Origin of the sequence: Mesorhizobium sp. RCC_202, assembly GCF_041355295.1 — a bacterium.
Classification (GTDB): Bacteria; Pseudomonadota; Alphaproteobacteria; order Rhizobiales; family Rhizobiaceae; genus Mesorhizobium.
Genome location: NZ_JBFUPO010000002.1, coordinates 444,994 through 467,290, shown reverse-complemented (window position 1 = coordinate 467,290; position 22,297 = coordinate 444,994). Strand labels below are relative to the sequence as shown.

Here is a 22,297-nt window from a genome sequence, read left to right as displayed (position 1 = left end):
CGGCGCATGGCGTCCACGCCCGCCCTATGAGAGGCGGGATCTGAAAGGGATAAAAATGACCATTGCGAAGGAAACGGCCGAACTTCTGGCGAAACTGGGCGTGGCCAAGGATGCGCTGACCGGCGGCGATCTCATCGTGCGCAGCCCGGTGACCGGTGAACAGATCGCGGCGCTGAAGTCGATTTCGGCCGCCGATGCCGGCAAGGCCATCGATGCCGCGCACAAGGCGTTCCAGGCCTGGCGGCTGGTGCCAGGTCCGAAGCGCGGCGAACTGGTGCGCCTGCTCGGCGAGGAATTGCGCGCCCATAAGGATGAGCTCGGCCGGCTGGTGTCGATCGAGGTCGGCAAGATCCCGTCCGAAGGCCTCGGCGAAGTCCAGGAAATGATCGACATCTGCGATTTCGCCGTCGGTCTGTCCCGGCAATTGTACGGCCTGACCATCGCTACCGAGCGTCCCGGACATCGCATGATGGAAACCTGGCACCCGCTTGGCGTCGTCGGCGTCATCTCGGCCTTCAATTTCCCGGTCGCGGTGTGGTCGTGGAATTCGGCGCTCGCCTTCGTCTGCGGCGACGCCGTGGTGTGGAAGCCGTCGGAAAAGACGCCGCTGACCGCGCTTGCCTGCGAGGCGATCTTCAAGCGTGCCGCCAAGCGCTTTGGCACTGACGCGCCCGATGGGCTGCTGCAGGTGCTGATCGGCGACCGCGTCGTCGGCGAAGTCATGGTCGACCACCCGAAGGTGCCGCTGGTTTCGGCCACCGGTTCGACCCGCATGGGCCGCGAGGTCGGCCCAAGGCTTGCCAAGCGCTTCGCGCGCGCGGTGCTGGAGCTCGGCGGCAACAATGCCGGCATCGTTTGCCCGACCGCCGACCTCGACATGGCGCTGCGCGCCATCGCCTTCGGCGCCATGGGCACGGCCGGCCAGCGCTGCACGACGCTCAGGCGCCTGTTCGTGCATGACAGCGTCTATGACGCTTTGCTGCCGCGCCTGAAGAAAGCCTATCAGAGTGTTTCGGTCGGCAATCCGCTGGAAGGCAAGGCGCTGGTCGGTCCGCTGATCGACAAGGCAGCCTTCGACAACATGCAGAAGGCGCTGAAGGAAGCCAGTGCCCACGGTGGCAAGATTACCGGCGGCGCCCGCGTCGAGAACGGCCATCCGGACGCCTACTACGTGCATCCGGCGCTGGTCGAAATGCCCAAGCAGGTGGCTCCCGTCACTGAGGAGACGTTCGCGCCGATCCTCTATGTGATGAAATATACCGACTTCGATGCCGTGCTCGACGAGCACAATTCGGTTGGCGCCGGCCTCTCGTCGTCGATCTTCACCCGCGACCTGCAGGAGTCGGAGCGGTTCCTCGGTGTCGACGGTTCGGATTGCGGCATCGCCAATGTCAACATCGGCACTTCGGGCGCCGAGATCGGCGGCGCGTTCGGCGGCGAGAAAGAAACGGGCGGCGGCCGCGAGAGCGGCTCGGATGCCTGGAAGGCCTATATGCGCCGCGCCACCAACACGGTGAACTTCTCGAAGGCTCTGCCTTTGGCGCAAGGCGTGTCGTTCGACATCGACTGAATCGAAACGGCGCCGCGCAAAGCGGCGCCGTTTTCCGGTTACCCGAGACGTATCAGGGTACGCAGGTCGACGGCGTGCAAAGGGCCGTGACGACGGACAGTTTCTGACGCCTGTTCAACGTCGGCTTTTCGTAGGTCTTCTTCATGCGAATCCCCGCCTTTGCGATGCGGCCAAATGCGCGCAGCATGGCGTGTCTACAGCCGTGGCGACGCGACGGCATCTCCCGCGCGGGGGATATCCCCTTGCTCAGAAAGCCTTGCCGGTTGCCGGATCGAACAGGCGCAACGCTTCCGCATCGAAGACAAACGCGCAGGACTGGTCCTTGGCGAGGCGAGCCTGCGGCGGCAGGGTTGCCGTCAGCTTCTGCGTTCCGGCTCGGGCGGTGACGACTTGCTCGGGGCCGGTCAGCTCGACAACATCGATCTCGACCGGTAGCGACAGCTCGGCATCGTTGCCCTGGCCAAGGCGAAGCGCCTCGGGCCTCACGCCGACGACGACCAGCGCGCCGTTTTGAGCAGCCTTTGCGTAGCGGGCCGGGATCGCCAGGCGCGCATCAACACCCGCAATGGCAAGCTTGCCGTCCTCGACGACCGCCTCCAGCATGTTCATCGACGGCGCGCCGACGAAGCCAGCAACATAGAGCGTCGCCGGATTGTTGTAGATCTCTTCCGGGGTGCCCAGCTGTTCGATACGGCCGTCACGCATCACGGCGATGCGGGTCGCCAACGTCATCGCCTCGATCTGGTCATGCGTGACGTAGACGACAGTGGTCTGCAGCATCTCGTGCAGCCGCTTGAGCTCGGTGCGCATTTCAAGGCGCAGCTTGGCATCGAGGTTGGAGAGCGGCTCGTCGAACAGGAATACCTGCGGCTTGCGCACCAGCGCCCGGCCGATGGCGACGCGCTGGCGCTGGCCGCCGGAAAGCTGACCGGGTTTGCGTTCGAGCAGGTTCTCGATCTGCAGAAGCCGTGCCGCCTCATGCACCGCCTTGTCGCGCTCAGCCGCGGGAACCTTGCGCATTTCCAGGCCGAAGCCGATGTTGCGATGCACGGTCAGGTTCGGATAAAGCGCATAGGACTGGAAGACCATGGCGATGTCGCGGTTCTTCGGATGCACGCCAAGCACTGACCGGCCACCGATCAGCACGTCGCCGCTGGTCGCTTCGGCCAGACCGGCGATGATGTTGAGCAAGGTCGACTTGCCGCAGCCCGACGATCCAAGCAGGACCAGGAACTCGCCGCTTTCCAGCGCGATGTTGATGCCTTTCAGCGTCTCGACGCTGCCGTAATTCTTGCGGACGTCACGGATTTCAAGCGCGCTCATTGACGACGTCCTCGAATGCAATCGGCCCGCTATAGTCGCGGGGCAGGGTTGAGATGGCGCGCGAGGCCACCCGGATGGCGGCGGCAAGACAGCTGCCCAGCGGCCGCTCCTGCGCCAGTGCCGCCAGGAAGGCAGCGTTGAAGACATCGCCGGCGCCGATCGTGTCGACCACTTTCACGCGCGGCGCGGTGGCTTCGATAAGCTCGCCGTCGGGGCCGATCGCGATCGCGCCATCGGGCCCGCGCTTGACCACGGCGGTCGCGCCTTGCCGCATGCCGTCGCGGATCTTGCGCGCTGCTTCCACCGGGTTATCGAGACCGGCAAGCGTCGTCATCTCGACCTCATTGAAGAGAGCGAGTTCACACCGCGACAGCCAGCCGCGGGTGGCCGCGCAGTTCGCCTCGGTCCAGCCGTCGATTGGCCACCCCGTATCGAGCGCAACGGCGATGCGATGGGCCTCCGCCCAGTCGAAGAAGGCATCGTAGTCCCGGGTCAGGTCATTGGTCAGGAACGAACCGCACAGCAGCGCGTAGCCTCCGGAGAGCCGATCGCCGTCCAGCACGGAGACCACATCGCCCAGGCTGAAGCGCGGCAGGTGGCCGCGCGTGGTGAAGAAGGTGCGCTCGCCATCGGGATGGGTCATGCCGACCGACAAGGTCGTGCCCTCGCGGTACACCGGCCATTTTTGCGCGCGCGAGCCGAAGGCCTCGCCCAGCCAGCGGCCGAACTGGTCGTCGCCGATATTGGCCGCGATCTCGAAATCGATGCCCAGCGCCTGCCAGGCGAGCGCCGTGTTGCCGGCCTGGCCGCCGACGCGCAGATCGTCGTGGTCGACGACGGTCTCGGTGCCGGCCTTCGGCCATGGCGCGACCGGGCCGACGATCAGGTCGACATTGACGTTGCCGATCACTGCAAGCGGCCGCATCATTCGCTCCGCGTGATCTTGGTGGTGCGCACCGGCGTCCCGGCGTTGTCGACGCGAGCGTCGGCGAAGGCGATCATCAGGCGCTGAGCGACCGGCAGCATGGCGAAGATCGCCGCCAGTCCCGACGCCGGCCTGAAGGCCAAGGTGACCGCGCCGGCGACCGGCGGCTTGCCCGAAGCGTCGAACAGGATCAGCGGCGCGCCGGTCTCGACCACGGAAACAGCCATGGCGGTGACGAGGTCGGCGGTCGGGTCGTCGCCGCGGAACAGCACGATGCCGATTTTCGGGCTCAGCATCTCCATCGGCCCGTGCCGCAACTGGCCGCCTTCGAGCGAATAGCATGGCAGGCGCGACAGCTCGGTCAGGCCGAGCGCCAGCGCTTCGGCTACGCCCTGCAGCCTGCGGCCCGAAGTGACGACAGTCTGCACCTTGTCCAAGGCAGCCAGGGCGGCGTCGATCGCAGCCGCTTCACGCGCCTCGAGTACCGACAGCGCTGCGGCAGGATCCTCGCCGAGCGCGGCGAGGATCGCGAGATGCAAGGCGAAGGTCACGGTCAGGCTGCGCGTCGCGGCAAAGGCAAGCTCTGTGCCGCCGGCGCCGACGAGGCAAGGCACGGTGCGGCCGAGGAAAGAGCCGGCCTCCAATGTCAGGCCGAAAGTGTCGGCGTGTTGATCTGCTTCGGAGAACCAGCGCACGACTTCGGCGCTTTCGCCGGATTGCGAGGTGACGATCACCGTTTTGCCGGCAAGCGGCAGCTTCTGTCCGAGCTGTTCCGAGAGCGGCAGGGCGATGGCCTCGATGCCATGCGCGCGATAGAGCGGCTCGACGCCGCGGGCGACGGCATGCGAAGCGCCCATGCCGAGCAGGATCAGCCTGCCGTTGCGCCTGATCGAGGCCGCGACCTTGGCGGCGGCATCCTTGTTGCTCTTGAAGGAAGCGAGCGCGTCCTGATGCTGGCGCGCCATCTCGCGGTCGATCGCGACGAGGCCGGAGGGGCGGGGTCGTTCTGCAGTCATCATTATCCTTTCACGCCGCCGCTGGTGAGGCCCGAGATCAGCGCGCGTTGCATGACGAGGCCGATCAGCACTGGCGGCAAGGCCGCCAGCACGCCGGCGGTGGCGATCAGTCCATAGTCGGAGACGCGGCCACCGGCGAGATCGGCGATGGCCACGGTCAGCGTCTTTGCCCGCTGGTCGGAGGTGAAGAGCAGGGCGTAGAAGAACTCGTCCCAGGCAAGCAGCACGGCAAACAGCGCCGATGTCGCCACCACCGGTGCTGCCAGCGGCAAAGTGATGATGCGCCAGGTCTGGAGCAGTCCGGCGCCGTCGATCATGGCGGCGGCCTCGATCTCGCGCGGGATGGAATCGAAGCCCGATTTCATCAGCCAGGTGGTGAACGGCGCCAGGATGGTCAGATAGATCAGCGCCAGGCCGAAGACGTTGTTGAGCAGGCCGAGATAGGAGAGGCCCATATAGAGCGGCACCGAGAGCGCCACCGGCGGCAGCATGTAGGTGGCGATCACCATCGACAGCGACCAGCCGACCGAGGGCGTACGCGAGACCGCCCAGCCGGCCGGCACCGCGAGCAGGATCGCGGCAAGCGTCGCCATGCCGGCGATCTCGAGGCTGTTGCGCAGCGACGCGGTGAAGGCGGCGCCGGCGCTGTTTTCGGCGGTCGACAGGAGTTGCCCGTAGCGCGAGAAGTCGACGCTTTGCGGCCACCAGCGCAGCGGTTTGTCGGCGAGGTCGGCGGCCGGCGATATGCTCATGATGAAGAGCCATGCCAGCGGCGCCAGGATGAGCGCAGCGAGCAGGATGGCGCAGATGTAGATGAAAGCGGTGAAGACTGGGTTCTTGCGTTCCATCAGGCCGCACTCCCCGCGGTCTTGCGCACCAGCGCCGCATAGGCGACCGCGAGCACTGTGACGAGCAAAGTGACGATCAGCGCCAACGAGGCGCCGGAACCGGCGCGCTGGAAGGAGAAAGCCTCCTGATAGACCAGGATCGACAGCGTGCGCGTGCTGTTGGCCGGGCCGCCGCGCGTCATCACCCAGATGATGTCGAAGACCTTGAAGGCCTCGATGGTGCGCAGCACCAATGCCACCATCAGCGGGCCGGCGAGATAGGGCAGGATGACAAAGCGGAAGCGGTTGAAGGGGCCGGCGCCGTCGACAAGTGCCGCGGCGGTGATGTCGCGCGGCACCGCTTGCAGAGCGGCCAGCGCGATCAGCGCGACCAGCGGAAAATTCTTCCAGCAGTCGGCGACGATCAGCGCGGCCAGCGCCGTTCCCGGCTCACCCAGCCAGGAGCGGTAGTCGCCAATGATGTGCAGCTGCGTCAATGCCGCATTCAGCGCGCCATATTCGGGATTGTAGATCAGCCGCCACAGCGTCGCGTTGACGACCGTCGGCAGCGCCCAGGGCAGGATCATCAGGCCGCGCAGCACCGCGCGGCCACGGAATTGCTGGTTCAACAACAGCGCCGCCAGCACGCCGAGCACCATCTCGGCTGCAACCGACACAACCGCGAACCAGGTGGTGGTGGCCAGCGTGCGGGTGAAGTTCGAGCCCATCAGCATGTTGGTGTAATTGTCGAGGCCGACGTAATTGCCCGACGTGCCGACCAGTTGGGCATCGGTGAAAGAAAGCCGGACGGTATCGACCAGTGGCCAGCCGATAATTGCGACCATGATCACCAGCAGCGGCAGCATCAAGAGCCACGCGCGAGTCGTCATCCAGGTGCCTGACATGCAGGGCGCCTCTCTTCCTTCAACGGGTCAGAAATAGCACGGGCGGCATGAAGCCGCCCGCACACAGAGAAATGGCAGATCAGAGGCCGCTGTTCTGCGCCGCTGTCTTCAGCGCATCTTCCGGCGTCGTCTGGCCGAGCAGCGATTCCTGGATGGCCTGCTGCAGGGCGGTCGACAGCTGCTGGTATTTCGGCGTGGTCGGCCGCGGATACATGGCGGCGAGACCGAGCTTGGCGGCGGCGATCAGTTCTTCCTGGCCCTTGGTGACGGCCGGGTCGTCATAGGACGATCCCCAGATCGGCAGCGAAAGCTTGGCGTACTGGTTCTGCGTCGCCTGCGAGGTCATGAACTCGATGTACTTCCAGGCTTCGTCCTGATGCTTCGACACCGCGGTGATGCCGAGGCCCATCGAGCCGTTGACGGCAGATACTTCGCTGGTGCCGGCAACGCCAGGCGCCGGCACGACGCCGACCTTGCCCGCGACCTTGGAGTCCTTCGGATCGTTGGCCATGTTGTACATATAGGTCCAGTTCAGCGCGAAAGCCGCGTCGCCGTTCTCGAACACCTTGCGGACGTCCTCTTCGAGGAATTCCTTGGAGTTCGGATTGGTGAGGCCCGACTTGTAGCTGTCGACCATGTATTTCAGCGCCGAGACGCCGCCGCCATTCTGGAAGTCCGGCTTGCCGTCCTTGAGGAAGTCGCCGCCATAGGCGCTGACCAGCGTGGTGTAGTCGCAGATCGCGGCCTCTGCCTGTGACCAGCTCCAGGCGATCGGCGTCTTCAACAAGCCCTTGTCCTTGATGATCTTGGCCTGCTCGCCAAGCTCTTCCCAGGTCTTCGGCGGCGTCTTGATGCCGGCCTTTTCGAGGATTTCCTTGTTGTAGAACAGGTATTTGGTGTCGAGGATCCACGGCAGGCCGTAATATTTGCCGTCATACTGGACAGTGGTCCAGGCACCGGGCAGCACGCCCTTCTTCATGTCGTCGCCGATCTTGGACGAGACATCGACCAACACTTTGTTGGTGGCATATTCTGCCGGCCAGATGACGTCGAACAGCACCACGTCATAGCCACCGCCGGAGCCTTGCGCGAGCACCGTCTTGTCGTGCAATCCTTCATAGGGGACGAATTCAAGATTGACCTTGATGTCCGGATTGGCCTTGGTGAAGGCTTCCGTCATGGCGCGCACGTCGGCCTCGCTATAGGCGGCCTGAGCCATGAACAGCGCGTTCAGCGTGGTGTCGGCGAAGGCGTGAGGGACAAGCAGCCCGCCCGCGAACACCGCGCCCAGAAGTGTCTTTCCGATAGATTTCAACATTTCAACTACTCCCATTTTTCGACAGCTTCGGAGGAGGCGGCGAAGGCACCTGCCGTTTCCTCGAATTCCATATCGCGTGTGACCGGATCTGCCTGAGCGGTTAGCGGCGAAAGGCTTTGGCCTGCCGTCTTTTTTTCTCAAAACCGCTCTGACTTCACCATTAAGTCAATTCGCTTGACTTAATTAGTCGATCAATCCTTTAATGGAGTCAAGAGGGGAAAATGAAGGTGCACGACGTCAGCCCGATCCGCGCCAAGAGCGGCACCAACCAGGAAGGCGCAAGCGCGCACAACCGCCGCGTCATGATCGAGGCATTGCGGCTCAACGGCGCGCTTTCGCGTGCCGACCTGGCGCGGGCGACGCAGCTCACCAAGCAGGCGGTTTCCAACATCATCGAGGATCTTGAGCGCGATGGCCTGGTCGCGGCGCTGGGCACCGTGCGCAAGGGCAGGGGGCAGCCCTTCACACCCTACCGGCTGGTGCCCGAGGGCGCCTTTGCGATCGGCCTGCAGATCGACCGGCATCTGACCCGCGTCGTGGTCGTCGATCTCATCGGCAATGTCATCGCCCGTGCCAATGCGGGCCTGCCGTTCGACGAACCGTCGGAAGGCGTGGCGATCATCCTTGCGCTGATTGCCGATGTCAGGCGCGAGCTGGCGGGATTGTTTGCGCAGTCCGAGCCGCGGCTGGTCGGGCTCGGCGTTGCCATGCCGGGACCGTTCGGCCTGAAGAACTCCGACAACAAATGGATGATGCCGGCCTGGCAGCAATTTCCGCTGGTCGAGGCGCTTGCAGCCGGAACCGGGCTGAATGTCGGCCTGCAGAACGACGCCGCGGCTTGCGCGACGGCCGAGCGCATCGTCGGCGCCGCGCATGGCGTCGACCACGCCGTCTGCCTCTATGTCGGCTACGGCATCGCGGCCGGGCTTATCCTCAACGGCGAACTCTACAGCGGCGGCAACGGCAATGCCGGCGAAGTCGGCATGGCGTTGCTTTCGCCTGCCGGTCCCGGCTCGACGCCGCTCGAACATCGCGCATCGCTGGCCTCGCTCTATCAGCATCTCGGCCTCGATCCGACCGGGGCAAATCTCTACGAGAAGATCGGCGAATTGGCGCTTGCCGAAGACCCCAAGGTCATGGACTGGATCAAAGACGCCGCCCGCGACCTGCGCTGGAGCGTGCATCTGATCGAGACGATCTTCGATCCGCAGACCGTCATTCTCACCAGCAGCGCCCCGGAAGCGCTGGCGCGCCGCCTGCTGGATGCGATGCAGCCCCTCTTGCCGTCGATTGCCGATCGCCCTGTACGGCGCCTGCCGCGCCTGCAGCTTGGCACCACGGACCCTTGGGCGATCGCCGTGGGCGCGGCGGCCGAGCCGATCAGCCGGGCCTTCGACCCGCGCTTCTCCGCCATTCTGAAGGCTGGGTAGGTTGGGGAATTAGTTCGCCGGCTGCGCCTGGCACGCGGCGAATGCCGCGTCGATGATGGCGAGCTTGACTGCCTGCGCCGTTACGTATTCACCGTAGAACTCGTTCGAGATCCACATGACCGAATGGCCGCGCTGGCCGAGCCAGCCAACGCTGCCGAGCGTCTCGGCGTCGCGCAACTTGCGCGCAAGATGGGTGCGCGACAACTTCAACCAGCGGGCGAAATCGCCGACGGAAAGAATGCCGGTCGGGATGCGCTCGTTGGCGGCATTCGCCGGATCAACGCCGGAGATCAGCCAGTCCATGACGACGCCGCCATTGTTGAGCCAGGTGAACAGTGAAAAAGTCTGTTGCGGTTCGCGCACCGGCACGGAGGAAATCAGGCCATCCGCGACCAGCGGCTGCAACTGCGCCAGCATTTGCGGCCGCGCCTGGAATGTTTCCAGCCGCTTGCCGCCATCAAGAGCATCAAGCGTGCTCAGGTGAATCAGGACCCAGCCGATCAACGGCTCCAAGGTCATGGCGGGCACTTGCAGCGGGCGAATACGGCCGTCGTCGCCCGCCCGCCCGACCTCAATGAAATGATAGTGTTGCATTTCCTTGATGAAGGCATGGGCCGTATTTCGGCTCGCCACCTGATGCTGGACGGTGACGTCGACGAAACGCGCCGCCGTCATCTCCTTCCGGTAGTCGCTAGGGTCCCTGCGGAAATGCAAGGCAAGACCAATATGGGCCATCAGCCAGCGTTGCTGGGTGGCAAAGACCGCGGACGCTCGCGGGTTCCCTTCATAGGCCTGCTGCATCGCCCGTGCCTGCGCCTGGATGTAAGCGCCCAGCCCGGGGTGGCTCACAATGTCCTCGAAATTCAGCGCCATCCCCCACAACCCGCGCAAAGTCCCATGACACAGGCAAGCCGATAGCAGTTTCGACGCATACTCGCCAGTACAACCAGCGGTTTTTCGCGCGTACTACCGGAGTGGAGGTCAGCGTTGCGGGAAGCTGGCTAGACAGGCCTCGAAGGCCACGTCGACGATGGCGAGCTTGGCGGACTGGACCGCCATGTATTCGTCGAAGAACTGGCGCGAAACCCACATCACGGAATGGCCGCGCTGGCCGACCCAGCCGATGCTGCCAAGTGCCTCGGCATCATGGAGTTTTCGCGACAGATGGGTGCGCGAGAGCTTGAGCCAATGCGCGAATTCGCTGACCGAAATGACGCTGGTCGGAATCTTGTCGAGATGGGCGTCTTCCGGATCGATGCCGGACATCAGCCAGTCCATGACGATTCCGCCGTTGTTTAGCCAGATAAACAACGAGAAGGTCTGCCTTGGCTCCCGTACCCCGGCGCTCGTCAACAGCCCGTCGCAGATCAAGGGCTGCAAGGTGGACAGCATCTCGGGCCGGTCGAGGAAGGTTGCCAGCCGGGTCCCGCCATCGACGCGGTCGAGCGTCCTCAAATGCGCATGAATCCAGCCGGTGAAGGTCTCGATGGTGGCGGAAGTCGGTCGCAAGGGATGGGCGCGACCGTCGCCGCTCGTCGAAAGATATTCGGCGATGTTGTAGTGCAGCATCTCCTTGAGAAAGGCTTCGGCGGTGTTGCGGCTGGCCACCGAATTACGCCGTACGGCCTCAATGAAGCGCGCGGTCGTCAGCTCGGTGCGGCGGTCGTTGGGGTCGCGCCGAAAGTGCATGGCAAGACCGACATGACCGAGCAGCCAGCGCTGCTGGGTGGCAAAGACGGCTGCGAGCCGAGGACTTGTTTCGTAGATATGGATGAGCGCGCGTGATTGCTCCTGGACACCACGTAGAGTGGCTGGATGACTGGCGATCTTTTCGGCACTCAGCGGCATTTCCTGCGGTACTCCATGCGATTCCAAAACAACCACAAAGGAAGATTCCCAGTCTTCGCCGGTCGTGTCCAGTTGCCCATTGGAACAACGACCAAGCATCGTGCATGTTCCCGGCTAACCCTTTGCATCGGTTTGCAAAACCCGTCCCAATAATAGTCCGGCCGGCAAATTGACGAGTCCCGGCGGGCGGGCATAGGGTTTTAGCCATCGGGGCCGCGGGGAGCGCTTCCCGGGAAAAATGAAACAGGACAGGGTCTGGCGTTCGATGCACGGCATCGGCGGTGGCAACGCTTTTGCGCGAGACTTTTGTCCCAGGACCAAGAGTGACTGCGTGATCCATATGGGCGGATCCGGCTTCCGGGCCGACGAAAACCGCAACATCCGACAAGGCGCCCGGCGCCGGTCAGGCGTCATCGGACGGCATGGCTGCGTTCGCGCCGCGGTCGTGCTCGTCGCCGCTTCAGCCTGGCTTTGGCTTCCGGCGGGCGCGTTCGCCCAGACCGCCAGCCAGATCACACCACCTACTTTTCGGCCACCACCCGGGCCGGACACGGCAGGTGTCTCCATCCCCGAGAACAAGGGGTTGGAGGCACCGGCCGGCGCCGAAAAGCTGAAAGTGAAGCTTGCCGAAGTCCATATCGAGGGTGGACTGGCCGAAATGGCGGAAGCGACCCGCAAGATCACAGGCGTGCTTGCGCATCGCACCGTCACCGCGGCGCAGATATTCGCCGCGGCGCGCGAACTGGAGGCCGAATATGCCCGCGCCGGCTATGCGCTGGTGCGGGTCGTGTTGCCGGCGCAGAAGCTGGCCAACGGCGCCACGCTGCGGCTCGTGGTCGTCGACGGCTTTCTCGAAAAGATCGACACCAGCAATCTGCCGGAACGGATAAGGGGTAGGGTCGAGGCGACGCTGGCGCCACTGGTCGGCCAAAAAGGCGTCAAGCTGTCCGTCATCGAGTGCAAGCTCCTGCTGGCCGGCGACACGCCGGGCGCCAGGCTGCGCTCGACGCTCAAGGCAGGCTCGGCCAGGGGCGCCAGCGTGCTGGTCGTCGACGGCAGATACCGGCCGATCGGCGGGCAGGTCACACTCGACAATTCGCTGTCGCCGTCGCTGCAGCGCCGGTCGACCGGGGTCGGCATCGATTTCAATTCGCTGCTCGGGCTTGGCGAACTGGTCTATCTGCGGGCCGGAGGCTATCCGAACGACGGCGACAACGGGTTGTTCAGCGGCGACCCGCGCAACCGCAACTATGCGGCCGGCATCGTCGTGCCGATCGGCTATGACGGGTTGACGTTCAACCTCGAGGCCAGCCGTACGCGCGCCAATCCGAACGCCGAGCCAGGGTCTCTCGGCTTCGGCAGCGAATTCGAACGCTACTCGGCAAGTCTGCGCTATCCATGGATCCGCAGCCGCGCGCTGACCGTGAGCAGCGAGCTCTCCTTCGACGCGCAGAACGACTATCTCAACGCCGTCACGCCAATATCGCTGCCGATCGCCGAGGACCGGCTGCGTATCATCCGGTTCGGCACCGATGCCACCTGGTTCACGCCGCTCGGCGGCGTCTTTGTCGGCAATGTCAGCGCGTCCTTCGGCATCGATGGCCTTGGCGCGCGCATGGCCGCCGATGCCACGCCGCTCTTGCCCTTGTCGCGCCAGGGCGCCGACGCCACGTTCCAGAAGCTGGAGGTCTCGGCAAGCTACAGCCAGACGCTCGCCGAGCATCTTGGCGTCGATCTGTTCGCCCGCGCGCAGACTTCGTTCGGCAAGCCGCTTCTGCAATCCGAGCAGATCGGCCTTGCCGGTGCGACCGGACTGTCGAGCTTCGATGCCGGCGCGCTGCAGGGCGATTCCGGCTATGTGGTTCGCGGCGAATTGTCGACGCCCTGGTATGTGCCGTTCACCGGCGGCGTGCTCCAGCTTTCGCCTTATGTGTTCGGGGCTGTCGGCGAAGTGCGTCTCGAAATGCCGACGGCGCTCGAGAGCGCCAGCATCATCGGGGCTTCCTACGGGCTTGGCGTCAAGTTCGGCACGGCGTTTGCAAGCGATCCCACGAACACCAGCCTGACCCTCGAATGGGGCCGGCAGCACCGCGATGACCAACAGTCCGACAGCGATCGCTTCTCGCTGAGCGGCGCGATACAGTTCTGAGGGCATGACCATGCAACGCCGGGCCTTCCCATCGCTTCTCTTCAACCGCACCAGCGCATCGCTGACGGCGCTGCTGTGGGCCTCGACGGCGCTTGTCGGCTTCACATCAGCCAAGGCGCAGGAACTGCCGACCGGCGGCAGTGTTGCATCCGGTGGCGTCACAATCTCCAAGCCGTCGGCCTCGCGACTTGCGATCAAGCAGTCGACCAACGCGGCCATCGTCAACTGGCAGAGCTTTTCCATCGGCGCCGGCGCCAGGGTCGATATCGAGCAGCCGACGTCGTCGTCGGTGATGCTCAACCGTGTCACCGGCAACACCAAGTCGACGATCGCCGGCCAACTCAACGCCAACGGCCAGGTGTTTCTGGTCAATCCGAACGGCATTGCCATCTCCAAGACCGGCAAGGTCAGTGCCGCCGGCTTCGTCGGCTCTTCGCTCGATATCAGCGATGACGACTTCAAGGCCGGCAAGCTGAAGTTCAAGGGCAAGGGCGCGTCCGCGGCCGTCTCCAACGAAGGCACCATCTCGATCGGCTCAGGCGGCTATGCCGCGTTGATCGGCGGCAGCGTCGACAATTCCGGCACCATCAGCGTGCCGCTCGGCAAGGTCGGCCTTGGCTCGGGCGAACAAGCAGCGCTCGATCTTTCCGGCGATGGCTTCCTGCAGGTCGCCGTGCCGACAAATGCAGCAGGCTCGAACGCGCTGGTCAGCAATTCGGGCGTAATCAGCGCCAATGGCGGTCGTGTCGAGATCAAGGCTGCGGCAGCCAAGGAAGCGGCGCGGCAGGCCGTCAATATGTCCGGCCTTGTCGAGGCGCGCACGGTCTCGGGTCAATCCGGTGAAATCGTGCTTGGCGGCGACCAGGGGGCCGTTGAAGTCTCCGGCACTCTCGACGCGTCGGCCAAGGCGGGTGGTCAAGGCGGTAAAGTTACGGTCACCGGCCGAAAGCTGAAGCTCAAGAGCGCTGTTGTCGACGCCTCGGGCAAGAATGGCGGCGGCACCATCAAGATCGGCGGCGACAAGCAAGGCTCGGGCACGCTGCAGCATGCCGAAACCACCGAAATCGATGCCGACAGCAAGATCAGCGCCGACGCGACCGGCACCGGCGATGGCGGCACGGTCATCGTGTGGTCGGACGCGGTGACGACGTTCGCCGGCAAGATTTCCGCACGCGGCGGCGACGAAGGCGGCAATGGCGGCTTTACGGAAGTTTCCGGCAAGCAGCGCCTCGACTTCACCGGCTCGGCCGATCTCAGCGCGCGCTTCGGCGACTCCGGCGACCTTCTGCTCGATCCCTACAACGTCACCATATCGAACGCTGCCGGCAACATCGGCGGCAGCATGAGCGCCAACACCAATGACAGCGTCATCAACGTCACCACGCTGCAGAACCTGCTCGCCACGGCCAACGTCACCATCTCGACCGGCAGCGGCGGCTCGCAGGCGGGCGACATCACCGTGGCCGCGCCGATCGCCTGGAGCGCCAACACGCTGACACTCGACGCCTATCACTCGATCGTCTTCAATGCCGGCGCCACGATCGGCGGCGTCGGCGGGCTGTCGCTGGTCACCAATCATGGCGGCACCGGCGGTTTCGTATCTTATGCGCTCGGCGCCTCGGTGACGTTTACCGGCACGCAAGGGGCACAGGCGCTGTCGATCAACGGCCAGAGCTACACGCTGATCTACGACGTCAACCAGCTGCAAGCCATCAACGGCGACCTCGCCGGACGCTACGCGCTGGCCAACACCATCGACGCCACCGCCACCTACAACTGGAATGGCCCCAAGGGCTTCATCCCGATCGGCACCGACGGCAACACCAATATCCTCAACAGCGGCAACGGCTTCACCGGCGCGTTCGACGGTCTCGGCAACACCGTCAACGATTTGTGGTCGACCCCCGGCGGCAACAATTATGCCGGCCTGTTCGGCTATATCGGCGGTGGGGGCGCGGTGCGCAATGTCGGGCTGGTCGACGCGGTCGTGATGGCTTCCTATGAGACGGGCGCCATCGCCGGCTGGAACAAGGGCTCCATCTCCGGTGTATGGGCGAGCGGCCAGATTCATGGCGCCGGCTCGACGGGCGGGTTGGTCGGCCAGAACGATGGCTCGATCATCCGGTCGTTCTCGACGGTCGGAGTGAACGCGCGTGACTACAATTCTGCCGGCGGACTGGTCGGCACCAACACGGCAGGCGGTACGATCAGCCAGTCCTATTCATATGGTTGGGTGCTCGGTTCACGCTTCGTCGGGGGGCTTGTGGGGCTGAACCAGGGATCGATCAGCGATGCGTACTCGACCGGGCCAGCCAGCGGAACGCTCGGAGCCGCCGAGGTGGGCGGACTGGTCGGATTGAATTACGGCACGGTCACCAACAGCACGTTCGACACGACCACATCGGGAACGACCGTCGCTATCGGTTACGGCAATACCGGCAGCGTGATCGGATTGAGCACCGCCGACTTCCAGGGCGGCGAGGCCAATGGCCTGAGCTCGGCCTTCGGCGGCGGTTCCGGCGGCCTCTACCCCTATCTGAATAGTTTCTATCCGAACGGTGTCCAGGCGATTTCCGGGATCGCCTACAAGGATGACGGCGTCACCCCGCTGTCGTCGGATACCCGTCAGCCGTATTATGTGAAGAATCCGGGCCTCGTGACTGCCGTGTCGAATGGCGTCGATCTCGGCACGGTGTCGACAGGCGTCAACGGCTATTACTACATCGCCGTGCCGACCGGCTGGATCAGCGGCGGTGTGCTTGCCTATACGGTCCGCGATCCCAATCCGAGCGACAGCTCGGGCGCGCAGAACGGCGTCACGTTCCGCAGCGGGGTTTCAAGCGGCAACGTCGCCAATCTCAACGTCTATGGCAATTGGCGTCTCGACGAAGCGGACAGCTCGATCACGTCGCTTTCGGCGCTGCAGAACGCTGCCGCGGCAACCGTGGGATCGACCTATGTCGGCGCGCTTTCCTTCGCCAACTGGCAGATCGAAACGGCGGCGACGATCTTCGCGCTCGACCAGGCTGTCAACGTCGGCGCCGGCACGCTGGCGCTGTCGTCGGACGGCACGGTCGCGCAGACGAGCAGCAGCCTGACGGCAGGTTCGCTCTGGCTTGGCGGCACCGGCAATTTCAGCCTGACCAATGCCGGCAACCAGATCGGCACCGTCGCCGCCAATGCCGGATCGGTCAACCTGGTGGATCTCGGCGGGCTCACCATCGGGAGCGTCGGCAGCGCGCGCGGAATGACCACGACCGGCGCCACCACGACGGGCCAGGTTCAACTACAGACCACCGGCGACCTGACGATCGCCGCAAGCGCCAAAGTCAGCGGCACCGATCCGGTGCTGGCCGCCGGCGGCAAGTTCATCAACAGCCGCGGCAGCGATGCCGTCACCGCCACCAGCGGGCGCTGGCTGGTCTATGCGGCGGCACCCACCGGCAACACATTCGGCAATCTCGACAGCGGCAACACAGCGGTGTGGAACACGACGGTCGGAGGCGCGGTGAGCGTGTCAGGCAATCGTTATGTCTTCGCCTATCAGCCGACCCTGACCTTTAGCTCCAACAATGCGTCGATGGTCTATGGCGACGCCATGCCGACGCTGACCTATTCGGTATCGGGCTACCAGGCAGGAGTGGCCAATGCCTATCTCGGCGACAACGCCGCTACCGCCTTCACCGGCGCGCCGGCGCTTTATACCCCGGCTACGCTTGCCCTCCAGCCGCTCGGAGCAGGGACCTACACGATCACCATCGATGCCGCCAACGTCGCCGCGCAGAATGGCTACGCCCTTGCCTTCAACAGCACGGGCCTAATTTCCGTTGCCAAGCGGATGGTGACCCTGACGGCTAATTCCGGTCAGGGCAAGACTTATGGCGATGCCGATCCGTCGTCCTATGGCTATATCTACTCCGATCTGGGCAGCGGCGTGGCGCTGTCCGGCTCGCTCGACCGAGATGCCGGCGAGAATGCAGGCACCTATGCCATCGGCCAGGGCACGCTGACCAACGCTAACAACGCGAATTACGATATCACCTATGTCGGCGCCAATTTCACCATCAACAAACGGGCGATCACGGTCACCGTCGACCAAGGGCAGGGCAAGGTCTACGGCGACAGCGATCCGGCCGCTTACACCTACACCGCTTCCAATCTCGGCGGACTGCCGCTGACCGGCAGCCTCGATCGCGTGGCAGGCGAGAATGCCGGAACTTATGCCATCGGGCAGGGCACGCTCGACGTCTCCAACGCCAACTACAACATCACATTCGTCGGCGCCGATTTCACCATCGGCAGGCGCGCCGTGACTGTCAGCGCCAATCCCAACCAGGACAAGACCTATGGCGATGCCGATCCGTCGTCCTACAGCTACAGCTTTTCCGATCTGGGGATCGGTGTCGCGCTGGTCGGCGCGCTCGATCGAGACGCCGGCGAGAATGCCGGTGGCTATGCCATTACCCAGGGCTCGCTGACCGATGCCAACAATTCGAACTACGACATCAGTTTCGTCAGCAAGGACTTCGACATCGCCAAACGCGCGGTCACGGTCAGCGCGGATGCCGGGCAGGGCAAGACCTATGGCGACGCCGATCCGTCCTCCTACAGCTACAGCCACTCCGATCTCGGCGCCGGTGTCGCGCTGGTCGGCGCGCTCGGCCGGGACACCGGCGAGAATGTCGGCAACTACGCCATCACGCAGGGCGCGCTGACCGACGCCAACAATTCCAACTACGACATCAGCTTCGTCGGCGCGGACTTCGCCATCGGCAAGCGGTCCGTCACCGTCACGGCAACGGCCGGGCAGAGCAAGACCTATGGCGATGCCGACCCGATGCTTGGCTACACGACCAGCGATCTCGGCAGCGGCGTGGCGCTGGTGGGCGCGCTCGGCAGGGATGCCGGCGAAGACGTCGGCAGCTACGCGATCACACAGGGCACGCTGACCGATGCGGCGAACGCCAACTACGACATCAGCTTCGTCGGCGGCGTGGACCTCGCCATCAACAAGCGTGCGGTGACGGTGACGGCGACCGCCGGGCAGGGCAAGACCTATGGCAACGCCGACCCCTCGTCCTACGGCTACACCTATTCCAGCCTCGGCGCCGGCGCCGCGCTGGCCGGAGCGCTCGATCGCGATGCCGGCGAGACTGTCGGCAGCTACGCCATCGGCCAGGGCACGCTGACCGATGCCGCCAATTCCAACTACGACATCAGCTTCGTCGGCAATGATTTCGACATCGGCAAGCGGGCAGTGACGGTGACCGTGACCGCCGGGCAGGGCAAGACCTACGGCAATGCCGATCCGTCGTCCTACACCTACACCTATTCCGGCCTCGGCACCGGTGTTGCGCTGGTCGGCTCGCTCGACCGCGATGCGGGCGAGACAGTCGGCTCCTATACCATCGGACAGGGGACGCTGACCGATGCCGCCAACTCGAACTATAACATTAGCTTCGTCGGCAATGATTTCGACATCGGCAGGCGGGCGGTGACGGTGACCGCGGGTCAGGGCAAGACCTACGGCAATGCCGATCCGTCTTCCTACAGCTATAGCTATTCCGATCTCGGCACAGGTGTTGCGCTGGTCGGAGCGCTTGGTCGCGATGCCGGCGAGACCGTCGGCAATTACGCCATCGGCCAGGGCACGCTGACCGATGCCAACAACTCCAACTATGAGATCAGCTTTGTCGGCTCGGATTTCGATATCGGCAAGCGCGCGGTGACGGTCACCGCGAATGCGGGTCAGGGCAAGACCTATGGCGATGCCGATCCGACGCTCGGCTACAGCTTTACCGATCTCGGCACCGGCGTCGCGCTGGTCGGCTCGCTCGATCGCGCGGCAGGCGAGACTGTGGGCTGCTACGGCATCGGCCAAGGCTCGCTGACCAACGCCGCCAATTCGAACTACGATCTCACCTTCATCGGCGCCGATTTCAGCATCGGCAAACGCGCGGTGACGGTGATGGCGAATACGGGCCAGGGCAAGATCTACGGCAATGCCGATCAGACGCTGGGCTACAGCCATAGCGATCTCGGCAGCGGCGCCGCACTTGTGGGCAACCTGGATCGCGCATCCGGTGAGGATGCCGGCAGCTACACCATCAGCCGGGGCACGCTGACCGATGCCGGCAACGCCAACTATGACATCACGTTCGTCGGTGCCGACTTCAGCATCGGCAAGCGGGCGATCACCGTCACGGCCGATGGCCAGAGCCGGCCGCAGGGAGCGGCCAATCCGCCGCTCACCTATACGATCGGCGGGCTCGGGCTGGTTGCCGGCGACAGTCTCACCGGCGCGCTCTCGACCGACGCGGCTTCAGCGAGCGCACCCGGCAGCTACGCCATCGTGCAAGGCAGCCTCGGCGTTTCGGCGAACTATCACCTGACCTATGTCGGCGCCAACCTGGTGGTGCGGCCAAGCGAGGTCATCGCGACGCCGACGGATATCGCCAGCATCGTTGCCTACAATGCGCTGGACCATGGCAGCGGCGCTCCGTTGCCGACTCTGTTCTCAGGGGCCGTCCCGGGCGCCGATCCGCAGACAGTCGTCGAGGACCCGCGCTTCGACGAAACCGCATTCTGCCGCTCGGCTGGAACGATTTCCACCGTATGCGTCCTGGCGTCCGCCGAGCAGGCCGGCGTCGGTCAATAGTGGAAGGTGACGGAGGCCTTGCGGCCTGCAAGTAGCGGCCTATCCTGATGGCTTGAGCTCCCTTACCAGGGTACGGCCCGAGCAATGCCAAGAACGATCCGGATACTGACGGCCAGTGAGGTGGAAACACTTGTCGGCTGGGCGGCCGATGAGGGCTGGAATCCCGGGCTCGGCGATGCGGCCGCGTTGCGGGCGGCCGATCCGGAAGGGTTTATCGGCGCCTTCCTCGGAGGCGAGATGGTGGCCGGCATTTCGGCTGCCGCATACGGCTCGAGCTACGGCTTCATAGGCCTCTATATCTGCCGGCCCGAACGGCGTGGCGAAGGCCATGGCAAGGCGGTCTGGCGCGCCGGCATGGCACGCCTCGGCAACCGCATCGTCGGTCTGGACGGTGTGGCCGAGCAACGCGCCAACTACCAGCGCATGGGCTTCGTGCCCGCCTATGAGACTGTCCGCTACAGCGGTCGCCCCGCAGGATTGCCCGGCGGCGGCGACATACGGCCCGTGACGTCCGCCGACATGGCGGGGATGCTCGCTTACGATCGCCAGTGCTTCGCCGCACCGCGAGAGGCATTCCTTCGGGGGTGGCTGCAACCGCCGAGGATCGCGATCATGTCTGCCGGTCCAGGCGGTATCACCGGCTATGGCGTGGCGCGCCGGTGCCGGGAGGGTTTCAAGATCGGGCCGCTGTTCGCGGACGGTGTCGACCTGGCCGTGGCGATGACGGCGCATCTCTGCGCCACGACCGCCGGCGAGACATTGCATATCGACGTGCCGGCAAGCCAGGCCGGGTTCGCCGCCGGCCTTCGAGCCGCCGGTCTGGTTCCAGGCTTCGCCACCACCCGCATGTACAAGGGAGGCCATCCCCAACTCGAAGCGTCGAGAGTTTTCGGCATCACGACGCTGGAATTGGGCTGATCGCGGCCGCTTGGCGACCAGTCGCGAGGAGACACGTCCCGGTCCCGATAAATATCTGCCAGAAGACGGTCGCGGTTGAATGGACACATATGTCCATTCGCGCTAAGTAGACGCCCGCAAGATCGGCGTTCGTTGGTCCGGAGCGGGCATGACCAGACATTATTCGGCGCTTTCGCTGTTCAAGGAAGGCATTGCCGGCCAGACCGGCTGGGAAAAGGCCTGGCGCTCTCCTGAGCCGAAACCACGCTATGACGCTATCGTCATTGGGGGCGGCGGGCACGGCCTCGCCACGGCCTATTATCTGGCGAAGAATCACGGCGTCACGAATGTGGCGTTGCTCGAGAAGGGCTGGATCGGCGGCGGCAACACCGGCCGCAACACGACTGTCGTGCGCTCGAACTATTTCTACCCCGAAAGTGTGGCGATCTACGGTCTGGCCCACAGCCTATATAAGACGCTGTCGAAGGACCTGAACTACAATGTGATGCTGTCCCAGCGCGGCATCCTCACACTTGCGCACAGTGAAGCGGCGATGGAAACCGCGGCGCGATCCGTCAACGCCATCCAGGTCAACGGTGTCGACTGCGAGCTTTATTCCATCGAGGATGTGCGCCGCGTCGTGCCGATCTATAATTTCAGCCCGGACGCCCGTTTCCCGGTCTATGGCGGCACCTGCCAGCCGAGCGGCGGCACGGCACGGCACGATGCCGTCGCCTGGGGCTATGCGCGCGCGGCCAATCGACTTGGCGTCGACATCATCCAGAATTGCGAGATCCTCGACTTCATCGTCGAGAACGGACGCTGCCGCGGCGTCGTCACCTCGCGCGGCGCCATCCGCGCCGAGAGTATCGGCATGGCGGTGGCCGGCCATTCCTCGGTGCTGGCGGCGAAAGCGGGATTCCGGCTGCCGATCAATTCCTATGCGCTGCAGGCCTGCGTGTCCGAGCCGGTCAAGCCGATCCTCGACACGGTGGTGATCTCGCCGGATACGGGTGTCTATGTCAGCCAGTCGGACAAGGGCGAACTGGTGATCGGCGGCGCGCTCGACCGCATTCCGTCCTATGGTCAGCGCGGCAACCTGCCGGTGCTGGAAGGCGTGATCGCCGGCATGCTCGAAATGTACCCGATTTTCGGCCAGCTGAAGATGATGCGGCAATGGGCGGGCATCGTCGATGTCGTTCCGGACTCCTCGCCGATCATCGGTGAATCGCCGCTGCCGGGCCTGTTCCTCAATTGCGGCTGGGGCACGGGCGGCTTCAAGGCGATCCCCGCCGGCGGCACGCTGCTGGCCCATCTGCTTGCCACCGGCAAACACCACGACATCAGCCGGCCTTTCGATCTCGACCGCTTCGCCCGCGGCCGCCTGGTCGACGAAGCCGCCGGCTCCGGCATCGCCCATTGAAGGTGTAG

The 22,297-nt window shown here is 64.6% G+C and carries 14 protein-coding genes; 6 read left to right on the top strand and 8 right to left on the bottom strand.

The window, feature by feature from the left end:
- Window positions 1-55: 55 nt before the first annotated feature.
- On the top strand, window positions 56-1,570 hold the full coding sequence (locus AB6802_RS06505; protein WP_371009187.1) for an aldehyde dehydrogenase family protein: 1,515 nt from the start codon (window positions 56-58) through the stop codon (window positions 1,568-1,570).
- A gap of 246 nt (window positions 1,571-1,816) precedes the next feature.
- On the opposite strand, the gene AB6802_RS06500 is transcribed toward AB6802_RS06505, so the two are convergent.
- The 6 genes from AB6802_RS06500 to AB6802_RS06475 form a co-directional block, all read right to left on the bottom strand.
- Window positions 1,817-2,893, bottom strand: a complete 1,077-nt coding sequence (locus tag AB6802_RS06500; RefSeq protein ID WP_371009186.1) for an ABC transporter ATP-binding protein — start codon at window positions 2,891-2,893, stop codon at window positions 1,817-1,819.
- Entirely contained in the window at window positions 2,880-3,818 is a 939-nt protein-coding gene (locus tag AB6802_RS06495) for a PfkB family carbohydrate kinase (protein ID WP_371009185.1), read from the bottom strand. The genes AB6802_RS06500 and AB6802_RS06495 overlap by 14 nt, the downstream gene beginning before the upstream one ends.
- Window positions 3,818-4,834, bottom strand: a complete 1,017-nt coding sequence (locus AB6802_RS06490) for an SIS domain-containing protein (protein WP_371009184.1) — start codon at window positions 4,832-4,834, stop codon at window positions 3,818-3,820. Before AB6802_RS06490 ends, AB6802_RS06495 begins: the two co-directional genes overlap by 1 nt.
- Before the next feature lie 2 nt (window positions 4,835-4,836).
- Complete coding sequence (locus AB6802_RS06485; RefSeq protein ID WP_371009183.1) at window positions 4,837-5,682, bottom strand: carbohydrate ABC transporter permease; 846 nt, start codon at window positions 5,680-5,682, stop codon at window positions 4,837-4,839.
- The gene (locus tag AB6802_RS06480; protein ID WP_371009182.1) at window positions 5,682-6,566 is read right to left on the bottom strand and encodes a carbohydrate ABC transporter permease; all 885 of its coding nucleotides are present in this window, start codon (window positions 6,564-6,566) and stop codon (window positions 5,682-5,684) included. Before AB6802_RS06480 ends, AB6802_RS06485 begins: the two co-directional genes overlap by 1 nt.
- A gap of 79 nt (window positions 6,567-6,645) precedes the next feature.
- Window positions 6,646-7,884 (bottom strand): extracellular solute-binding protein, encoded by a 1,239-nt coding sequence (locus AB6802_RS06475; protein ID WP_371009181.1) that lies wholly within the window; start codon window positions 7,882-7,884, stop codon window positions 6,646-6,648.
- A 227-nt stretch (window positions 7,885-8,111) separates the two neighbouring features.
- On the opposite strand from AB6802_RS06475, the gene AB6802_RS06470 reads away from it, so the two are divergent.
- On the top strand, window positions 8,112-9,314 hold the full coding sequence (locus AB6802_RS06470) for an ROK family protein (protein ID WP_371009331.1): 1,203 nt from the start codon (window positions 8,112-8,114) through the stop codon (window positions 9,312-9,314).
- A gap of 9 nt (window positions 9,315-9,323) precedes the next feature.
- Here AB6802_RS06470 and AB6802_RS06465 read toward each other — a convergent pair whose 3' ends face one another.
- Complete coding sequence (locus AB6802_RS06465; RefSeq protein ID WP_371009180.1) at window positions 9,324-10,187, bottom strand: hypothetical protein; 864 nt, start codon at window positions 10,185-10,187, stop codon at window positions 9,324-9,326.
- A 108-nt stretch (window positions 10,188-10,295) separates the two neighbouring features.
- Window positions 10,296-11,162, bottom strand: a complete 867-nt coding sequence (locus tag AB6802_RS06460) for a hypothetical protein (RefSeq protein WP_371009179.1) — start codon at window positions 11,160-11,162, stop codon at window positions 10,296-10,298.
- A gap of 238 nt (window positions 11,163-11,400) precedes the next feature.
- On the opposite strand from AB6802_RS06460, the gene AB6802_RS06455 reads away from it, so the two are divergent.
- The 4 genes from AB6802_RS06455 (at window position 11,401) to AB6802_RS06440 (ending at window position 22,289) form a co-directional block, all read left to right on the top strand.
- Window positions 11,401-13,311, top strand: coding sequence for a ShlB/FhaC/HecB family hemolysin secretion/activation protein (locus AB6802_RS06455; protein ID WP_371009178.1), 1,911 nt, complete (start codon window positions 11,401-11,403; stop codon window positions 13,309-13,311).
- A 10-nt stretch (window positions 13,312-13,321) separates the two neighbouring features.
- On the top strand, window positions 13,322-19,969 hold the full coding sequence (locus AB6802_RS06450; RefSeq protein ID WP_371009177.1) for an MBG domain-containing protein: 6,648 nt from the start codon (window positions 13,322-13,324) through the stop codon (window positions 19,967-19,969).
- Window positions 19,970-20,053: 84 nt separating this feature from the next.
- Window positions 20,054-20,887 (top strand): GNAT family N-acetyltransferase, encoded by an 834-nt coding sequence (locus AB6802_RS06445; protein WP_371009176.1) that lies wholly within the window; start codon window positions 20,054-20,056, stop codon window positions 20,885-20,887.
- A 148-nt stretch (window positions 20,888-21,035) separates the two neighbouring features.
- The gene (locus AB6802_RS06440; protein WP_371009175.1) at window positions 21,036-22,289 is read left to right on the top strand and encodes a sarcosine oxidase subunit beta family protein; all 1,254 of its coding nucleotides are present in this window, start codon (window positions 21,036-21,038) and stop codon (window positions 22,287-22,289) included.
- Window positions 22,290-22,297: the final 8 nt, after the last annotated feature.

What these genes read in the sequence shown, in the direction of transcription:
- AB6802_RS06505 (WP_371009187.1), top strand. Translation starts at nt 56, where the DNA reads ATGACCATTGCGAAGGAAACGGCCGAACTTCTGGCGAAACTGGGCGTG.
- AB6802_RS06500 (WP_371009186.1), bottom strand. Translation starts at nt 2,893, where the DNA reads ATGAGCGCGCTTGAAATCCGTGACGTCCGCAAGAATTACGGCAGCGTC.
- AB6802_RS06495 (WP_371009185.1), bottom strand. Translation starts at nt 3,818, where the DNA reads ATGCGGCCGCTTGCAGTGATCGGCAACGTCAATGTCGACCTGATCGTC.
- AB6802_RS06490 (WP_371009184.1), bottom strand. Translation starts at nt 4,834, where the DNA reads ATGACTGCAGAACGACCCCGCCCCTCCGGCCTCGTCGCGATCGACCGC.
- AB6802_RS06485 (WP_371009183.1), bottom strand. Translation starts at nt 5,682, where the DNA reads ATGGAACGCAAGAACCCAGTCTTCACCGCTTTCATCTACATCTGCGCC.
- AB6802_RS06480 (WP_371009182.1), bottom strand. Translation starts at nt 6,566, where the DNA reads ATGTCAGGCACCTGGATGACGACTCGCGCGTGGCTCTTGATGCTGCCG.
- AB6802_RS06475 (WP_371009181.1), bottom strand. Translation starts at nt 7,884, where the DNA reads ATGTTGAAATCTATCGGAAAGACACTTCTGGGCGCGGTGTTCGCGGGC.
- AB6802_RS06465 (WP_371009180.1), bottom strand. Translation starts at nt 10,187, where the DNA reads ATGGCGCTGAATTTCGAGGACATTGTGAGCCACCCCGGGCTGGGCGCT.
- AB6802_RS06460 (WP_371009179.1), bottom strand. Translation starts at nt 11,162, where the DNA reads ATGCCGCTGAGTGCCGAAAAGATCGCCAGTCATCCAGCCACTCTACGT.
- AB6802_RS06455 (WP_371009178.1), top strand. Translation starts at nt 11,401, where the DNA reads ATGAAACAGGACAGGGTCTGGCGTTCGATGCACGGCATCGGCGGTGGC.
- AB6802_RS06450 (WP_371009177.1), top strand. Translation starts at nt 13,322, where the DNA reads ATGCAACGCCGGGCCTTCCCATCGCTTCTCTTCAACCGCACCAGCGCA.
- AB6802_RS06445 (WP_371009176.1), top strand. Translation starts at nt 20,054, where the DNA reads ATGCCAAGAACGATCCGGATACTGACGGCCAGTGAGGTGGAAACACTT.
- AB6802_RS06440 (WP_371009175.1), top strand. Translation starts at nt 21,036, where the DNA reads ATGACCAGACATTATTCGGCGCTTTCGCTGTTCAAGGAAGGCATTGCC.